Here is an 18,218-nt window from a genome sequence, read left to right as displayed (position 1 = left end):
GCCGATGGTACTGCCAGGGCAGCTTGGTGGGAGAGTAGGACGCCGCCGAAAAAACTCCTATAAAAGCCCGTAGAGTAATCTGCGGGCTTTTTTTTTGGGTTCTTCTTGTCACAGCGGGGCAATTCATTCATATCACTCAAATATTGACATGCGTAATCTTTTCTTGACCCGTAACTTTTTAAAGATATATGAAAACAAATTAAAATCAGCGCATGAAGTATCCAACAACCCGATAGCATTAAATCTCGGCCCAACTGATTCGATATGAAATTTAAGATTTTTTCAACGCTTGCCGGTATTCTTTTTTTGGCCATGCTGCTATTGAGTTTGGTAATGACCTTCATTTCCCATCGATTTCTTACTGAATCCGAGATTGCCGAGGCAAAAACAGTGACTCGTGCGATGGCGGTGCTTCTGACTCATAGGGATACGGGACCACCCCCATCTTTAATTTTAGAAAACGATGAAGAATTGGTTAAATTACTGGTAGTTGATAACCTTCGCGCTATTTGTATCTTAAACAAAAAACTGGAAAAAATTTATACTTACGGAAATGATCCGAAACTGTTGGAGCGCCTTTTGGAAAGCGGATCACGCGTAATTCATGAAGGGTTCTTGCAAGATTCATTTCAAAGCCCGGAATTGCTTGCACCCTGGAAGTTGCCGGAGACAATTGTTGAGGCTCTTCCGATTATGCATGAAGATATAGTCATTGGAGGCGTTGCAGCGGCTTTTTCACTTTCTCGAAGTAAACATAGTATGAAAAAGCTTCAGCGACTCGCATTTATGTACCTATTAATTAATACGGTATTTTTTTCAGTTATCGGTTTTTTTCGATTTGATCGGTTTTTGTACAAACCGATTCAAAAACTGGTGAAACGGGCTAGTGATTATCGAATTGGTGACGGAACGGTTATTCCTTACGATAGTGGTGGCGGCGAATGGGAAATGTTATACAGAGCTGTAAATCGTATTGTAGATCTTAATGCCCTGGACAATAATGCGCTCAAAGACACGGTGAAATCGTTACAAGAGGCTTTGACGGACTTGAAAAAAGCCCAACAGGAAATTATTCGAACGGAAAAGCTTGCCACTGTCGGCAGATTGTCAGCTGGTATCGCACATGAAATCGGTAACCCCATCGGTATTGTGTTCGGATATCTCGAGTTGTTAAAGATGGGAACGTTTTCACAAAAAGAAACCGTTGACATTATTCGTAGAACCGAGGTCGAAATTCGTAGGATCGACCAAATTATTCGGCAGCTACTCGATTTTTCAAGACCGAACAAAAGGGATATAGTTGTCGTATCTGTGCATGAGGTGATCCATGAGATTGTAGAAATGATGCGAGTTCAGCCGCTTTTTTCGCGAATTGCGTTGCAGGTTCATCTGGCTGCGGAGGCTGATAGGGTGGCCGTCGATCCCAACCAACTTCACCAGGCATTGTTAAACCTTATTTTAAACTCAGCTGATGCGATTGAAACCATGTGTACGGACCGGAGCGGAAAACTGACTATTTTTAGTGAAAATACGATTGAATCCATCAATCAGCAAGCGCTGAAAACCGTTTTAAAGATATCTTTTTCGGATAATGGCGAAGGGATAAGCAAGGAAAACCTGGAAAATATATTTGATCCGTTTTACACGACAAAAGGTCCCGGTAAAGGGAGCGGGCTTGGGCTTTGGGTATCGATGATGATTATTGAAGGCTTCCGCGGGAAAATTTTAGTTGACAGCCGGATTGGCAAGGGCACGACGATGAGTGTGTTGTTACCTGTCGATAGTGATTGCAGGGGTGAAGGGCAAATGATAGAGCAGGGGTAATCGGAATGGGTCAGAATTCATCAGCGGGAAAACGCCTTCTTATTGTGGATGATGAAGAAAATATGCGGCATATGCTTGCTACTTTGTTGCGCAATTCGGGATACCGGATTGAAACTGCCAGCGATGGTGTTGAGGCGTTGGAGAAAATCGGTCAAAATCTTCACGAATTTATTTTATGTGACCTTAAAATGCCGCGAATGAGTGGCATTGAATTTTTGAAGGCGGGCTCAGAAAAACTTAAGGAGAGCACCGTTATCGTGATGAGCGCTTATGGAACCATTGATACGGCATTGGAAGCTATGAAAATGGGCGCTTACGATTTTATCTCAAAGCCGTTTAAGACGGATGAAGTGTTGCTGGCGCTTAAAAAAGCCGAGGAGCGGGAGAATTTAAAGCGGGAAAACATAGTTCTAAAAGATCGAATTGAAAAAATATCAGCAAGTTATAACTTCGGCAACCTGATGGCCAAGAGCAAAAGCATGTTGTCCGTATTTAAGATTGCCGAGAAAGCGTCCAAATACAATACAACCGTATTGATTACCGGAGAAAGCGGTACGGGCAAAGAATTGGTCGCAAAGGGCATTCATTTTAACAGCGACAGGGCGAAAAAGGCCTTTATTCCGGTAAACTGTGGCGGGATTCCGGAAAACCTGCTGGAAAGCGAATTATTCGGCTATAAAAAGGGAGCTTTTACGGGTGCCGACAAAGATAAAATCGGCCTTATCGAAGCTGCTGACGGCGGTACGCTTTTACTTGATGAAATCGGAGACATGCCGCAATCCTTGCAAGTCAAGCTGTTGCGTGCGCTTCAAGAACGTGAGATTCTGCCGGTGGGCGGTACTCGGGGGAAAAAAATTGATGTTCGGGTTATTGCTGCGACGGCTACAAATCTTGCCGAAGCCATCGAGAACGGTACGTTTCGAGAGGATCTTTTTTACCGGTTGAATGTGCTTCCGATTCATGTGCCGCCGTTAAGGGATAGGACGGAAGATATTCCCCTTCTGGTTCAAAATTTTATTCAACGTTTCAATAGAAAGCTGGGAACGGATATAAAAGGAATAACGCCGCCGGCCATGGCTATTTTGTTGAGCTATGATTGGCCGGGGAATGTAAGGCAATTGGAAAATCAAATCGAAAGAGCGATGGTGTTAACGGATCAGATTACCCTTTTGCCGGACCATTTCCCCCCTGAGTTGCGCCGGAAGCGGGATGAAGTGAGCACGGATTGTTTTTTTGGGGGCTACTCCGTAAAGACTGCGCAAAAAATGATAGAAAAACAATTAATAACGAAGGCGCTCCAACATACCGGTGGAAATCGCACACATGCTGCTGCGTTACTTGAGATCAGCCATCCGTCTTTGCTGAGCAAAATGAAAACATACGGCATTCCCCTCTAACGCGATTGAACCGGACATATTTCAACTTTACCCATCTATTCGTTGCCTGCACTTAGAAAGAATATGGTTTGTTTTGCCCTTCAAATAACCGATGCTGAATCGATTAGGTGCCGCAGCATTTCTTATACTTTTTCCCGGAGCCGCAAATGCAGGGATCATTTCGACCGATTTTCGGTCCCTGGCGAATAGACTGAGCTGGTTTAGGCATGCTTCCGTCTACAAAATACCATCGACCATCAAGTTTAGAGAACTCGGCTATTTCATGATGAATCATATTTTTTCCTTTTTCGGCATATCTGGCAATAAATTCAACCGTACCGGTTTCATCATCTGGTCCGCCCGCTACGGTTTTAAGAATTTCCAAGCCCTGCCAATCGGATTTTTTCGACCATTCAAGGGCCTCTTCCCGATTAAGTTTTTGGCGCCGTGAAGGGTGAAGCGTGTCGTGAATATAATCAATGGCCGTTTTAACATAGGCGCTGTAGCGCGATCGCATCAGCGCTTCAGCGCTTTGGGCGGGTTGGTGCCCTTGGATTAAGGGCGCGCAGCAATCGGCGTAAGCTAAGTTGCTGCCGCATGGGCATGTTTCCATGGTGACAACCTCCTGGTTATATCCCGTATTTAAAGCGGTATTATTTGGTAATGTTTTCGAATGCCCCTTTTACCTTACTTATGGGCTAAGTCAAGGGAAGAATCAGACTTGAAACGGCATTCCGAAAGTTGAACAATAAAAAGAACGCAGATTGTTTTTGCGGACGAGCATCCATTGACTCAAACCGCCTGCTTGGTATAAGAATAATTTTTTTAAATCATGGCTAATGCAAGTTATGCAGTTGCATCGAAACCGACACGGAAAGGATATTTAACATGAATGTAAAGCTTGATACCAGCATGGGAGAGATTGTTATTGAACTTAATGCGGAAAAAGCACCCAAGACAGTAGCTAATTTTTTGGACTATGTGAATGCCGGCCATTATGATGGCACTATTTTTCATCGTGTTATCAATGGATTTATGATTCAAGGGGGCGGAATGACCGCAGATATGAAAGAAAAATCCGTCGGTGCGCCGATTGAAAACGAGGCGGACAACGGCCTAATCAATGATGCGTATGCCGTAGCCATGGCACGAACGATGGATCCCCACAGTGCCACGGCACAATTTTTCATTAATGTCAAAAAAAATGATTTTCTGAATCATACCGGTAAAAACCCCCAAGGATGGGGCTATACTGTTTTTGGAAAGGTGATTAAGGGCCATGGCGTGGTTAATAAAATTAAAGCTGTGCCCACCGGCAAAAGCGGTATGCACGATGATGTGCCGGTAACACCGGTTATTATTAACAAAGCCGAGGCGGTAGATTCGACTGCGGCTTGACGCGGCATTGATTTGAGCGTAATGCGACAGCTTTTCAACACGATCGCCATTGATTTGGATTGTCTCCGTAAAAGGTGATGGTGCGGTGCCGATAGCCGGTATGAAAGTCCGCCCGTTGGCCAGTTCAAGGGGCGGACTCGCCTTGCCGTTCAGTCATGGGATGTTAGCGCCTGCCGGTGGTCGCTTTGTAAGTTGGATGGGTGGATAAGTTCATTCAATGCGGTCTCCTGATTCATCCCCTTTGCGATCAATGGCCCATGTGTCACTAAAAATGCGCCTGATTCCCTTTGGATCGCCCGATCTCTTTTCTTGCGAAACGCGAACAAGAATAAAAAAATATTGATTAAATAACTGGTTAGGCTACGAAAGGCTCGAAAAACGCAGCGTTATTTCAGTCACCGGGGTGTTTGGTATCTTTTTTCGTTGTAATCCCGCGTCAATTCTGTATCGTGTTGAATTCGCAATTGAATTTTATTTGCTTTCCCATTAGGTGAATTTGACCCAAAATTACTTCCACGATTTCTCTTGACAAGCAGATAAAAGAGGTAGATATATGGGTCGCTTTTTAAGGTGTTAAAAGTATAATATTATATAAAATAACAGAAAGTTAGAGGTAAAAAAATGGCTGCCTACCGTTTTAAGGCGGATTCTTACTATCCTTGGGTGTTGGGTGTCGTATCGGTTTCGGCCGTGGCCGTAACCCTTTGGCAGGTAGATGTTTTGACCGAAGTATTCGACGAATCTTTTCCACGGCGTTTCGCATTTATGAACCCTCTGGCGATGAGTTTGGCCTTCATGGGGCTTGCAGTGCTGGCGTTTCGAATTTGGTTTGCCTTGCTGTATAGGCCCTATGCGCCAATGGCCGACGATGTATTGCCGTCCATTACCGTGGTCATTCCGGCTTATAATGAAGGCTCCCAGGTTCTCTATACCGTTCGTTCGGTAATGGCGAGCAGTTATCCCCACAAAAAGATGCAGGTGATATGCGTGGATGACGGCTCCCAGGATGATACCTGGCGGTGGATGCTGCAAGCCAAAAAAGAGTTTGACCGCCGGGTTCAACTGATTCGGCAACCGGTCAACCGGGGCAAGCGACAGGCGTTGCTGGCCGGGTTCAAGTTGGCTGAAGGGCAAGTGTATGTGACCATTGATTCGGATTCAGAAGTGTTTCCAGATACATTGCGCCATTTGGTCAGCCCGATGGCTTGCGATAAACGTGTTGGCGCGGTGGCTGGAAACGTTCGCGTGTTGAATATAGATGAGGGCGTGATTCCCAAAATGATGGAAGTTTCCTTTACCTCAGCTTTTGATTTTTTGCGCCGTGGGCAGAGTGTCTATGGGGGTGTATTTTGCACGCCAGGGGCGCTTTCAGCATATCGGGCGCGGGTCTTAACCCCTCATCTCACGGACTGGGCCAATCAAACCTTTATGGGAGGACATGCGACCATCGGTGAAGACCGGGCGCTGACCAATCTGGTTTTGGGTTGTGGATTCAGGGTGGTTTATCAGCGAGATGCCGTGGTTTTGACGAAAATGCCGGTTTCTTTCGGGGGATTGCGGCGAATGTTGCTGCGTTGGGCGCGCAGTAACGTGCGAGAAAATTTAGTGATACTCTCTTTTCTCTTGAAGCGGTTTCGAACAGAACATGGTGGCAGCGGGTGGATTCGTTTGTTTACGGCAACACAGCTATTGCGTATGACGATCGGCGAAGCATTTAAGCTGGCGTTAGTGGTCCAGTTGGTCTTATTCCCGATGGTCACGTTGACGGCTTCATTGATTGGGTGTGCGGTTGCTTCCGTCTTGCCAGCCGTTGTTCATCAGTTGCGCTATGGCGGTTGGTTCGGTTGGAAGTGGGCTGTTCCGTATTCGTTTTTCTGGTTTTTCGGTCTTTCATGGATTTCAATATGGGGGCTTTTTACAGCCGCACGTTCGGGTTGGTTAACCCGCGGTTTGCCTGAAGCCGGGAAAGCACCTGGCTTGACGACCCTTTTTCCCCCGGCCAGCACCCGTTAGTGTTTAACAATTATACTTGTCGAAATTAGCAAAAAAATATTTCGACATTCCCGCTTTGATCATTTCGGCCGAAAGCAGGGGCGCGGCATGTCCGTGCCCCTGCCGGGTTGCCAGCCGTTCGCTTCGGGTTTAAGGGTATCCGGAAACGGTTTTTCCGCCGGCGGAGAGTGCCGTATACTCATATCTTCTTGTTATGGTTATAAATAATATATAACTCTACCATAATTTGGTTTTATCGTACTTCATTTTTTGATATGCTGATAAAATCGATAGGTATCAGTTGATGCCGGTGTCAGGTGTAACAAAATAGGGTGCCGTTCATACCTAAAAGGAGGGACGCATGATTGAAGTTACATTTACATACAATTTTATTCCGAATATCGATTTGAAGGCATACGCTAATCTTGCCAAAAGAGCGACCGCTCTGATGCTTTCTGCAAAAGGATTTATTGAGTTTCGAGCGCACCGAAACATGATTGGCTCTCCCCATGTACGAAGAACTTCTGTCTGGGAGAGTTTGGCTGATTGGGCTGCCTTTGACCAGGCGGCCGGGGTGCAAGAATTGACAGAGGAATTCAGAGCATTCGTAAAGGATTTGGATGTTCAGATCTGGGGACCGTCTCCATTGACACCTGAACCGATCCGGCCGCAAAAAAAATAAAAGCGTTTAAAATTTAGCGCATTTTGCTTGCTTGGGCGGACCGATGTGCTTGCCCTTACGGCGGGGAAGACCCTGTGTTGTGCCCTTACATGGCTCTCTTAAATTTCCGCATGAAATGGCGATCGATGTAATCTTTGATGATAAACGCGATGCGACCGTTAAAACAAATGGGCCGCTTATAGAATATGCCGGTGCCATCGCCCAGGTTGAATATCAGTAGATAGCCCCGCTGCGGAATAAATGGTAGAAATTCCGAGCCATCAAGGGCTGCGGTGAGATTGTGAAAAAGAACCGGATTCTGCCGAACTGCATAAACGCCCACCTTATCCAGCGGCGCCTCTTGAAACCAGATGCAATCGCCGCCGCCGAAAATATTGTCATATTGAATACTTTGCAGAAAGCGATTGACCTGCATGCCGCCGTCAGGACCAATGGGTATTCCCGATGCTTTAAAAACCGGGCTGGGGTTCACTCCGACGGCAAGCAAAATAATATCAAAAGCGCGAGTTTTCCCGGAGACCTCAGTGACAAGCCCGGTACGGACTTCTTTCACTCGTTCCCCCATCAAAATGTCAATCCCGCGTTTTTGAAATGATGCGGACACTTTTTTTCTGACCTTATCAGGAGACCGGGGCAGGATTGGGCCGCTGCAGAGGATTTTGATGTCGGCGTGCCGCATCCCCGATGTATTTGTCAATCGGTGAATGTTGCCGGCTATTTCAACCGCTGACGGCCCTCCGCCAATGATACCGATGGAGATTTGTTTTATAGCGCTTTTTTCGAGAATCCGGTTTTTGGCCGCTAAAAGGCTTTCTATCGGCTTGACAGGATAAATGTCGGTTGAATCGCCCCGGATAAAGTGAAGCGGTACATGGCTGCCCAAATTGCATGAGAGAACATCGTATGGCACTGTCTCACCGGATGCAAGATGTACTGTGCCGGCATCTGCATCGATGGTGACGATGTTGCCCTGTAAGAAACGCCCGCCTTTTTTTTCAACCATTTGTCGGGTTTCAAACCTAATTTCTTCGGGGCTATAGGTGTTTCCCAACATACCGGGCCCCATGCCGGAGTAATAATGATAGCCTGAAGTCCCGATGAGGCTTACCTTGTGGCCCTTTTCAATAAACCGGTCTATGTTTGCAAGGGTAGCCATATGGGCATGCCCGCCACCCGCAAGTACCAGGTGCTTTGTCATGTCAACTCTCAATCCCGGTAGTGCCGTACACTATATATCCTTTAAACACAGGTTGGACGGCGCGGATCGGATGATTTCATTAAAGTTTGCAAGTGCCTGTGCCAATAACTTCGATTCGGGATCCGGTAATGGCTCGGTCGGGTGTGTATCCCCTTGTTGATCCATCGCCTCGATTACCTGGAGGATGGTGATACCGCTGATATCCAGCCCCGGTTGATATCCAGGTTCTTCCATGCCGTTAACTTTCACGGCAGAAATAAGACCCGAATTGCATAGCAGCGAGATAATTTTTTCTGTTATGGTTGGGGAAAATCCCAATAGAGATGAAATGTTGCCGATTTGCAACGGCGCTTCCCCGTTTTGAAAGCGTTTGATAATCAAATGGACAATTCTAAGCGCGATCAACCGCTGGTGGGTTGCGCTCCACTGCACATCCGGTGGTAATAGCTTGTTCGCATGGGCGGTTTGAAGGGCAAATGAGAACTCGGCGCCGAACAGGACAATCAGCCAGCTGATTTGCATCCATACAAAAAACAGGGGCAGTGCGGCGAAACTGCCGTAGATGGCGTTGTATTGCGCCACGCCGAACTGGAAATGAAGATAAAGGTATTGAACCATCTGAAAAATGGTTCCCGACAGCATCCCGGCGGGCAAAGCAGAGAGAAAACGGACACGGGTGTTGGGCATGAACATATACAAAAAGGTGAACAGTGCCCAAATGATAAGATAAGGGAAATAATCAACAGATAAAAAAATCACAGGCGCCAGCATTCCCAATAAGGAAATCCGGTCCGTGATACTTCGGATTTCCGTGGTGATAAAAATAGCAAAACTGCTGGACACAATAAAGAGCAGGGGGCAGAATATCATCATGGAAATATAATCACTGAATTTTCGGCCGATGGATCGCGTTGTTTTGACTTGCCAAATGTTGTTGAACGATTTCTCAATTTGTCCCAAGACCTTAATAATAGTCCAAAACAGAATCACCACGCCCACACCGGCGATTAGTCCACCCTTTGTCGATTCAAGAAAAGAATCGGCACTGATGATCACCTGATGCAATACCGCTTCATGTCCCGGAAATTTTCCGAGCATGGCTTTTTCCAGCAGTTTTCGAAACCCGAAACCTTTGGCGACCGCAAATGCCATGGCAACAAGTGGGACAAACGAAAGCAGGGAATAAAAGGTCAGCGCGGATGCTCTCAGGTGGCATTCATTCCGTTGAAAACCCCAGACGGCATACGTCAGAACACGTAAAAAACGAATCGCGGCAGCGCGGATTCTCTTGGAATTATCCATCTGAATTTGCCAGATATCTTCCCTGAAAAAGCGGGCCGGCGCGTTTACCCATTTGTTCATCATCGGCATGACGACTCCTTTGAGAAGGGGGGGGTAAGGCATAGCGATTTAATCGAGCCATGTGATCCGGACCGGGACAACTTTCTCATGTTAAAAAGAATGCGCTGTATATTCAAGTTCTTTTTTTGAATGGAGCTTCTTAGTGAACGGTCTGAAATTTGACTTTTTGATTTTGTATTACTATTTAACCGGAAGACAAGCACCTGCCGGCTGAATGGGATTGCTGAAAATATGAAATTGAAAGGAAGGCCTTCGTATGAAAGAGATCCCTGTTATATTTGAGACGATCAGGGCTGTGAATGGTAAATGTATCGGGGTGATGACCCTGAATGTTGAAAAAAAACTGAATTCTCTGACCCTTGAAATGGTCTTGACGCTTCGCCGTCAACTGGCCCAATGGATAGCGGATAAGGCCATCGCCTGCATTCTGGTCAAGGGGACAGGTGACAGGGCGTTTTGCGCCGGAGGTGATGTGCAGGCGTTGTATCGCTCCGCCATGGAAACGCCCGGTGGGCCATGCGCGTATGCGGAAGCTTTTTTCGAGCATGAATACCGAATGGATTACCTGTTTCATGTATGTCCCAAACCGGTCATCGCGTGGGGGCACGGCATTGTCATGGGCGGAGGTCTTGGTATTCTGGCCGGATGCTCGCACCGGGTGGTGACGGAAAAAGCAAGATTGGCGATGCCGGAAGTGACGATTGCCTTGTACCCGGATGTCGGCGCCGGCTGGTTTTTTAACAAAATGCCGGGAAATGTGGGCATGTTCCTGGCCATGACCGGTGCGTCTTTCAATGCAGCGGATGCATTGTCCGCCGGTATTGCGGATTATTTCATAACTCACGACCAATTGGATGCTGTTATGAAAGCGCTTAGGCTTCAGAGCTGGTCTGAGACGACATTAATGAATCATGAAATCCTTGGGGGCCTTCTGAACAAAGTTTCACAGCGTGCGCATGTCGCGTTACCGAAGGGAAATATTGAAGCGCATCAAGACGAGCTGAATGCGCTTTGCAGCGATGCGGATGTTGTCGCCGTTTTTAAGGCCATTACCGCGATTGAAACAGAAGATAACTGGTTGGCCGTGGCAAGGGATAACCTGATCCATGGCTCGCCACTGAGCTCACGGATCATCCATGGTCATATGCAGCGAACGCGGCTTTTTTCGCTAAAAGAAGTTTTTCAGTCGGAATTGGTGCTTTCCACCAATCTGGTGCGCTATTCCGAATTTTCAGAAGGGGTTCGTGCGCTGCTGATCCAAAAGGACAAAAATCCGAATTGGAAATTTGCCACGATTCAAGAGGTGCCCGAGCAGCTGTTGGATCAGTTGGTTACGCCCCCCTGGCCGAACAATCCCTTGGCAGATTTATAAGGGTAACCCGTCAATGATAGGTTGGCCCGCCATGGTTTTTGTCTTTATCTCCTTGAATCACCTTGAATTTGGCCCGCTTTTGCTTCATTTTCCACTCCAGGTACTTGAAATGAAAAAATTGGGGCGTAAAAAGGGTTCCCGGCCCTTTAAAGTAGATATACCCGAAAAGAATTCCGCCGAGGTGATAGGCACCATATGGGTTGGCCTTTGCCAACAGGGTCAGCAGGGTGACAAGTGCCGTCCCGTAACTGAGATACTTTGCCTTTATCGGCAAAATGAACATTAACAAGATAGTCGCCTCGGGATTTAAAAGGCCGAATACGATGATGAGGGCCAGCAGGCTGGGCATCATTCCCATAAAAGGCAGATTAAAACCCGGTATGGTGCTCATGAGAAGCCCGCATACAGCCCCCCCTGCGCCGGAAAAATAAAACAGTCTTAAAAACCGCTTCGGACCGAAAGCATATTCAATCGGTGCCGCGAAAAAATAAAACACAAGGCAGTTGAGTATAAAGCCGATCGGGGCGTGCGGGTCGTGAATAAATGGATGGGTGAAAATCTGCCATATGTAAAAGTGGTCGGAAAAAAGAGGGAAGAGCATAGTCCATGGCACCCACTGTATATTTATCCAGTGGGTGCACAAAAGTGCTAACGCATAAATAACCCCATAACCAATTAAGAGCCGCTTTCCTATTGGCGTTAATTTCGTACCGAAGCCAAACCATGGCCTCATGCGGTCAGGTTCCATCAGCCAATCTCCTAATCCCGCAAAGCCGGATGCTGGAATGCTGGGATGCTGGGATGCATAAAAGCCATCGTTCACCTTCGGCGAATATACACGCAAAAGCGCGCCTGTTTCTGATAAAGGGGTTAAAGGGCCTATCACCGAACTTAGGGCGTATTATCTTTTGCCGTTTCAAAACATCCCGTTGTCGCCAATATCTATGTTGAATAATAATTCCGATTTTTAAAATACGCAACGGATTACTCCGGTTCATTTAAGACTTGCAATGCCTGTTTTTATCGTATAGAGGAAAAAAGACAGGATGAAACCGTCATAAAACAGGAAGCCAGCCATCCCCCGCATAAAGCGATAAACACCACTTGGTATAACATCCCTTTTGCGTTTCGTATTTGCAATATTTGTACTGGCAGATGAACTGAGGAGCCAAAGAGTGATAAAGACCCCCACGGGCCTTTTTTGCGGCAAGCCACAGCAGAATGAATGAAGGGGACAAAAAAAGCACCATAGAACCAGTAGAATAGAAGAAAGAAAATGGACCAGAATAAAATTAAAGAGCTTGAAGCTAAATTGCACCAACTGTTTGCCCAGGATAGTCAGACCAAAGACAAAACGTCACCAGCCAAAAGCACGGTCAGCGGCGCGAGAGTGATTCGCCGCCGGAAGGGCAAACCGGATTTGCACATCGCCTGAGAAGGTCTCAGAAAACCTTAATTCATGATAGATCGGTTATACTGGTAAAATTCTGAGAGGGGGTGCCCCTTTTGCTCACCAGAGGGGCACCCCTGTTGCTGAAACAGGGCTGGACCAAGGAGCAATTGGCGCGATAGATGCCGGGGTTATGGCTTGATCTTGATGCCTTGGTTTGTCAAAGTGATTTTACCTGCTTTATATAGGGAACCGATCGCCTTTTTGAACTCTTTTTTGCTCATGGCGAAGGTTCGATAAATCTCATCGGGCGGGCTTTTGTCATGACAGGCGATAAACCCTCCGCTTTGCACAAGCAGGGCCATGATATCGACGCTGGCATTCGGAATGGATCGATGCCCCGGCGGCTTCAACGTCAGGTCGATTTTTCCGTCTTCATGAATTCGGCTGATATAGCCTTCTGTTTTTGTGCCGATTAATAGCAGCTCCCGCGTGTTTTCCTTGGTGAGCATACCCGAATACCGATTGTCCACAATCGCCATCATTCCGATTTTCGTATGGCCGTAGATGAGCAGATCGACCTTTTTGCCTTCAATCAAATCTTTGGGGGGTATTTCGCAGTTCCGGGCAATTCTGCCGGTACCGAAGACCCGCCGGGTTTTTTCATCCAAACACAATTTGACAACATAGCTTCTGCCCGCCTTCATGCGGGTAGGCTGCTCGTTGTTGGGAACCAGCAGATCTTTTTCAAGGCCCCAGTCCATGAAAGCCCCGAAGCTTGCGATAGCCGTTACTTTCAGGAAAGCAAAGTCACCGACAACGGCTTTCGGGCAAAGCGTGGTTGCCACGGGTCTGTCCTGAGAATCGTTGTAAACAAAAACGCTCAGGGTGTCCCCTATGGCTGTGTTTTGGGGAACATATTTTGAGGGCAGCAAAACTTCTTCTTCTCCAGCCCTTAGATAGAGGCCGAAGTCAACTGCCCTTCCAACCGTGAGCGCATTATAGCTACCAATGGTTAACATGGATGGTACCTTCTGATATCAAAATGATTTGTAACTACTCAGGAATACAGGATTCTGTCTCCTGGCTACTGAGCAGTTACAATGATTTTTATATTAGCGGCGAAAAGTAAGGCTCGCGAGCGAACAAGTCAAGCCAAGATGAGCAAATCGGCCTTCATTGGGAAATATATCTTAAAAATCAGCAAGAAAATGATATAAATGTAAGGATTGCATGTCGAAACGGGTTCACCCGGATGCTAATTATGGGGGATGACCAAATCATGGAAAACGATTTCAAGAGCAAAACTCAAAAAAAGAACGAGGATCAGCTGCTGCAAAAGCTCGGGGAGCAACTGGTGGATTTACCGCCCGAGCGGACAGATCAAATGGATATGCCGGATGAGCTTCGGGAGGCGCTTGTTCTCGCCCGGAACACGCCATCACACGGTGCACGGCGAAGGCAGGTCAAATATATCGGCACGTTACTGCGTCAAGTCGACACGGCCCCCCTATCGCAAGCCCTGAGTATTATTCAACGCGGGGACTATTTGAAAGCGCAGGCCTTTAAAAAAATTGGGTTGTGGCGGGATGCGCTTAAAACGGGTGATTTGAGCCTGGTGGATGAAATCCTATCCGCCTGCCCTGATGCGGACAGGGGGCAACTCACTCAGCTTGCCAGAAACGCAAAAAACGAGGCTGCGGCCGCTAAGGGTTCAAAAGCGTCACGCGCCTTGTTTCGTTATTTAAGGCAAGTTTCCGGGGAATATAGGTATCCGCCATCGGCGGCGGATTAACACGACAAAATCTGCCCGCCGCGTTGTGCTATGAATTCAATCTGTTGCGTGTGATAAAATCGTATGGGTGATGCGATACAAACTGGTGTATTCGGATAGGACAGTGTAAACCGGCATTACTGGGTGGCCAAAGGCTATGGGTGTTAGGCTAAAGGTAACCAGGGCTATTTCGCATGTAACCCATACCCGCTTCAGCCTTGAGAAAAATCGGATTCCAGCTGCGGCAAACTCACGCGGAACGCGTTCACTGTAACTTATTGTTACAAAGCCTCCCTTTGAGCTGTATACATTTTTCCCTTTTTGTTACAATTCGCTGCGCTGAATTGACGCCGCCCTGTTTTTTTGTGTTTTTCTCTTTGTTTTATAAAATAAATTTGGTACTGTCCGAGTCCTACGGTAAAAGCCCGCTCCATTCGCAGTGAACGTTCCAGCTACCCCTCTTGAAGGTAAATTCATTGGAATTGTGTACACTTATGGACGCCCGTAAAATTATTTTGCTGGTGAATGAGAACCAGTCCTTTCTTGATCTGTTCTTAACGTTACCGGAGACCGATGCCTATGATGTCATAGCGACCACTTCTGGAGAGGCCGCCCTTGCACATTTGAAATCGCAACCGGTGGATTTGCTTATCGCCAACGTGCAGATGCCGGGAATGGGGGGCATTGAGTTATTTGAACGCGCTCGTGACCTGGTACCCGAAGTGCCCGTGATTCTTATTACGGCCCGGGGATTCGCCGACGAGGCCGTGGATGTGGTGAAGCGGGGTGTCTTTCATTATTTTGAAAAGCCCTTGGACCGGGACATACAACTATTTTGGGCGGCCATCAGGGAAGCGCTCGGTGAGCCGAATACGCAACATAGAATGACGTTGATCAAACGCCGGGAGGTGATTCAGTCTGAATCAAAACGTCAGATCATTGGTTGTTCAAAAGCGATTTGGAAGCTGTTGAATCAGATTCAGGAGGTCGCGGATCTCAAGGTCACTGTTCTGATTCAGGGGGAAACCGGAACGGGCAAAGAGCTGGTGGCCAGAGCGATTCATGAGATGGGGTGCCGGCGGGATTATCCGTTTTTCGGTATCAGCTGTACCGAGTTATCGCCGGGCGTGCTGGAAAGCGAATTGTTTGGGCATGAGCGCGGATCGTTTACGGGTGCCGTTGCCCTGAAAAAAGGACTTTTTGAAGTGGTGAACAAGGGGACGCTATTTCTCGATGAAATCAGCGAGGCGCCGGCAGCCCTTCAATCAAAGCTATTGCGGGTGCTTGAGACGCGAATGATCAAGCGCATCGGTGGCGTCAAAAACATTCCCACGGATTTTCGCATTATCGCCGCCACCAACCGGAACCTTCAACTGGAGGTCGATGCGGGCCGGTTCCGGTCGGATTTACTCTATCGGCTGAATGTCTACACGATCAATATTCCGCCCTTGCGGGAGCGAAGGGATGATATTGCGCCTCTTGCGGAGTATTATCTTGCCCGGTTTAGTAAGACCTATTCCAAAGCAGTAAAAGGGTTTACCGAAGGGGCGTTGTTGGGAATGAAATTTTATGATTGGCCCGGAAATGTTCGGGAATTGGTGAATGTGGTGGAACGAGCGGTTATTTCGACCAGGGAAGAACAAATTCCTACGTCCCTGCTGCCCTTTAAAGAAGCTGGACAAATCGAATCCGAAGACTTAAGTCTCAGGGAGATGGAACGGCTGTGCATCATCCGGGCGCTCAAACTTGCGAACGGACATCACGGCCGAGCATCTCAACAGCTTGGTATTGTTAGAAAAACACTGAATGAAAAGATTAGGAGATACGATATAACCGTATCGGATTATTCGTAATGGCTCCGTTGCGGTTATGGTGTTCGGGTCTTGCCGAGGGCTTCGGCCCGCAATTCCCGCTTTAAGACCTTTCCAATGTTGCTCTTGGGCAATGCCTCTCTTATTTCAATGTCAGAGGGATGCTTGTATTTGGCAAGGCGTTCCGTGCAATAGGCCATGAGTTCTGCTTTCGTGGCCTGCGCATCGTCTTTTAAGACCACATATACCTTGATCGCTTCTCCCCGTTTCGGGTGAGGGATGCCCACAGCCGCAGCCTCCTTGATTTTGGGATGATCAAAGAGCACTTCTTCGATGTCCCGCGGATAGACATTATATCCGCTCGAAATGATCATGTCCTTTTTGCGATCGACAATGAAAAAATATCCCTCTTCGTCCATGAGGGCGATATCCCCGGTGTGCAGCCAACCGTCCTTCAAGGCGGCCGCCGTTTCCTCGGGTTTGTTCAGATAGCCTTTCATTACCTGAGGGCCTTTTATCAGCAGTTCGCCGGGGGTTCCGGGCGGAACCTCGGTTTCCCCTTCTTGCAGGTCGATGATGCGGCACTGAGTGTCGGAGATCGGTAGTCCGATGCTGCCGATTTTTCGCCGATTGTTTCCAAAGGGGTTGATATGGCTGACAGGCGAGGATTCGGTGAGCCCATAACCTTCCACGATGATGGCGCCGGTCTCTTTTTCAAAGGCCCGAATGACCTCCTGCGGCAGCGGCGCGCTTCCTGAAAAGCACCCTTTGATGGATCGCATATTGGTGTTATGAACATCGGGATGGTTTAAAATGCCGATAAACATGGTTGGCACCATGGGCACGAAAGTGGGGCGATATGTTTGAATGGTTTCGATAAGCGTATCGGGATTCGGTTTGGGGACCAGGACGTTGGCCCATGCCATGTAAATAGCGAAATTCATGGAAGTGGATAGCCCGAACACATGGAAAAAAGGCAAGGCACCGAGCATGACTTCTTTTGCCTTTTCCAAACCCGGAAACCATGCCGAAATTTGCTGAACCTGCATACTCAGATTTCCGTGGGTGAGGATTGCGCCCTTTGTTCTGCCGGTGGTGCCGCCGGTGTATTGATAAAGGGCGGGGTCTTCGAATTCGAGCGAAAGCGGCGCGGGGTCGGGCAGTGAATGGCGCGACACTTGCTTCCAGGAATAAACATGGTCTGCTTTCGGTACGGTCGCGGCCAAATTTTTCCGCTTGGCCACAAGGGGGAAAAGCAGTTTTTTAAGAAAGGGAAGATAATCCCCCAAACAGGTATAAATGATGTGACGAATGGCTGTGTTCGGCCGCAGATCGATCATGCGCCTAGCCAGCAAATCGAGGGTGATGAGCGTTTCAGCGCCGGAATCACTGAATTGGTAAGTCAGCTCCCGGTCCGTGTAGAGCGGATTGTTCATGACGGCAATGGCGCCGATGCGCATCGTCGCATAAAAGGCAATGACGCAAGGAATCGTGTTGGGCAACAAAAGCGCCACTCGGTCGCCCTTTTTAATGCCCAGGTGAGCCAGAAATGCGGCCGTTTTCCGAACCGCCGCATCCAACGCCCGATAGGTCACTTCATAGCCCTGAAACAAAAGGGCGGGCGCTTCCGGAAACTCCTCAACGCGACGGGCAAGGATTTCCGGAAGGCAAATCGTTTCGTAATCCTTTTCCTGCGGAACGCCGGATTCATAATGGCGAAGCCAGGGCATGTGTTCATAGGATATTTGTTTCGGCACGGGAACCTCTCTGGTTGCGGTCACAGGTGAAGCCGGGCAAGCTGCCAACCTTCCACCGGCGGATCAGCAGGGATGTGTTTATATAATTGTTTTGAAATGTTGAACAAAAATTGTCAAGTGGAACCGTTATTTCCTGAAGTCGAAGAAAGGCGCTTTCATCTGGAAACATGCCCGTTGCCGATGATTCAACCAAATGATTTTCTTGACAGTCCCAAAAAGGGTTTGTAATATTCATTTTCTTTGTTTCGGGGTTGCAGTTTGCCGAACGTAAGACATCCAATT

The 18,218-nt window shown here is 47.8% G+C and carries 15 protein-coding genes; 9 read left to right on the top strand and 6 right to left on the bottom strand.

Translation table 11 applies throughout. From position 1 onward, the window contains the following. Positions 1–264 precede the first annotated feature (264 nt). Both RBT11_16280 and RBT11_16275 read left to right on the top strand, forming a co-directional pair. The gene (locus tag RBT11_16280) at positions 265–1,824 is read left to right on the top strand and encodes an ATP-binding protein (protein MDX9788338.1); all 1,560 of its coding nucleotides are present in this window, start codon (positions 265–267) and stop codon (positions 1,822–1,824) included. Between the two features lie 5 nt (positions 1,825–1,829). After that, on the top strand, positions 1,830–3,221 hold the full coding sequence (locus tag RBT11_16275) for a sigma-54 dependent transcriptional regulator (protein MDX9788337.1): 1,392 nt from the start codon (positions 1,830–1,832) through the stop codon (positions 3,219–3,221). A 103-nt stretch (positions 3,222–3,324) separates the two neighbouring features. Here RBT11_16275 and RBT11_16270 read toward each other — a convergent pair whose 3' ends face one another. Further along, entirely contained in the window at positions 3,325–3,813 is a 489-nt protein-coding gene (locus RBT11_16270) for a YchJ family protein (protein MDX9788336.1), read from the bottom strand. 275 nt (positions 3,814–4,088) lie between these two features. Here RBT11_16270 and RBT11_16265 point away from each other — a divergent pair, with 275 nt between their 5' ends. The 3 genes from RBT11_16265 to RBT11_16255 all read left to right on the top strand — a co-directional run bounded on the left by RBT11_16265 (position 4,089) and on the right by RBT11_16255 (position 7,272). Beyond that, positions 4,089–4,598: a peptidylprolyl isomerase gene (locus RBT11_16265; GenBank protein ID MDX9788335.1), complete on the top strand. Its 510-nt coding sequence runs from the start codon at positions 4,089–4,091 to the stop codon at positions 4,596–4,598. A 621-nt stretch (positions 4,599–5,219) separates the two neighbouring features. Beyond that, positions 5,220–6,611, top strand: coding sequence for a glycosyltransferase (locus RBT11_16260; GenBank protein ID MDX9788334.1), 1,392 nt, complete (start codon positions 5,220–5,222; stop codon positions 6,609–6,611). Positions 6,612–6,951: 340 nt separating this feature from the next. Then, positions 6,952–7,272: an antibiotic biosynthesis monooxygenase gene (locus tag RBT11_16255; protein ID MDX9788333.1), complete on the top strand. Its 321-nt coding sequence runs from the start codon at positions 6,952–6,954 to the stop codon at positions 7,270–7,272. An 85-nt stretch (positions 7,273–7,357) separates the two neighbouring features. On the opposite strand, the gene RBT11_16250 is transcribed toward RBT11_16255, so the two are convergent. Together RBT11_16250 and RBT11_16245 are read right to left on the bottom strand one after the other, a co-directional pair. Continuing rightward, positions 7,358–8,470 carry an FAD-dependent oxidoreductase gene (locus RBT11_16250; GenBank protein MDX9788332.1) on the bottom strand — a complete coding sequence of 371 codons (1,113 nt, stop codon included), beginning with the start codon at positions 8,468–8,470 and terminating at the stop codon, positions 7,358–7,360. Positions 8,471–8,500: 30 nt separating this feature from the next. Further along, entirely contained in the window at positions 8,501–9,841 is a 1,341-nt protein-coding gene (locus tag RBT11_16245) for a YhjD/YihY/BrkB family envelope integrity protein (GenBank protein ID MDX9788331.1), read from the bottom strand. Between the two features lie 247 nt (positions 9,842–10,088). Here RBT11_16245 and RBT11_16240 point away from each other — a divergent pair, with 247 nt between their 5' ends. Then, a complete protein-coding gene (locus RBT11_16240; protein ID MDX9788330.1) occupies positions 10,089–11,204 on the top strand; it encodes an enoyl-CoA hydratase/isomerase family protein in 1,116 nt (371 codons plus the stop codon). 10 nt (positions 11,205–11,214) lie between these two features. On the opposite strand, the gene RBT11_16235 is transcribed toward RBT11_16240, so the two are convergent. Continuing rightward, a complete protein-coding gene (locus RBT11_16235) occupies positions 11,215–11,805 on the bottom strand; it encodes a rhomboid family intramembrane serine protease (protein ID MDX9788329.1) in 591 nt (196 codons plus the stop codon). A gap of 675 nt (positions 11,806–12,480) precedes the next feature. On the opposite strand from RBT11_16235, the gene RBT11_16230 reads away from it, so the two are divergent. Next, positions 12,481–12,639 carry a hypothetical protein gene (locus RBT11_16230; protein MDX9788328.1) on the top strand — a complete coding sequence of 53 codons (159 nt, stop codon included), beginning with the start codon at positions 12,481–12,483 and terminating at the stop codon, positions 12,637–12,639. Between the two features lie 146 nt (positions 12,640–12,785). On the opposite strand, the gene RBT11_16225 is transcribed toward RBT11_16230, so the two are convergent. Then, on the bottom strand, positions 12,786–13,616 hold the full coding sequence (locus RBT11_16225; GenBank protein ID MDX9788327.1) for a S1-like domain-containing RNA-binding protein: 831 nt from the start codon (positions 13,614–13,616) through the stop codon (positions 12,786–12,788). A 242-nt stretch (positions 13,617–13,858) separates the two neighbouring features. On the opposite strand from RBT11_16225, the gene yjgA reads away from it, so the two are divergent. Then, positions 13,859–14,389, top strand: a complete 531-nt coding sequence (yjgA, locus tag RBT11_16220; GenBank protein ID MDX9788326.1) for a ribosome biogenesis factor YjgA — start codon at positions 13,859–13,861, stop codon at positions 14,387–14,389. 473 nt (positions 14,390–14,862) lie between these two features. After that, positions 14,863–16,221 (top strand): sigma-54 dependent transcriptional regulator, encoded by a 1,359-nt coding sequence (locus RBT11_16215; protein MDX9788325.1) that lies wholly within the window; start codon positions 14,863–14,865, stop codon positions 16,219–16,221. 14 nt (positions 16,222–16,235) lie between these two features. On the opposite strand, the gene RBT11_16210 is transcribed toward RBT11_16215, so the two are convergent. Beyond that, entirely contained in the window at positions 16,236–17,936 is a 1,701-nt protein-coding gene (locus RBT11_16210; GenBank protein MDX9788324.1) for a long-chain fatty acid--CoA ligase, read from the bottom strand. Positions 17,937–18,218 lie beyond the last annotated feature (282 nt).

The sequence above is a fragment of the Desulfobacterales bacterium genome (genome assembly GCA_034003325.1).
In the GTDB taxonomy this organism is placed as follows: Bacteria; Desulfobacterota; Desulfobacteria; order Desulfobacterales; family JAFDDL01; genus JAVEYW01.
This window is presented reverse-complemented; position numbering and strand designations above follow the sequence as displayed.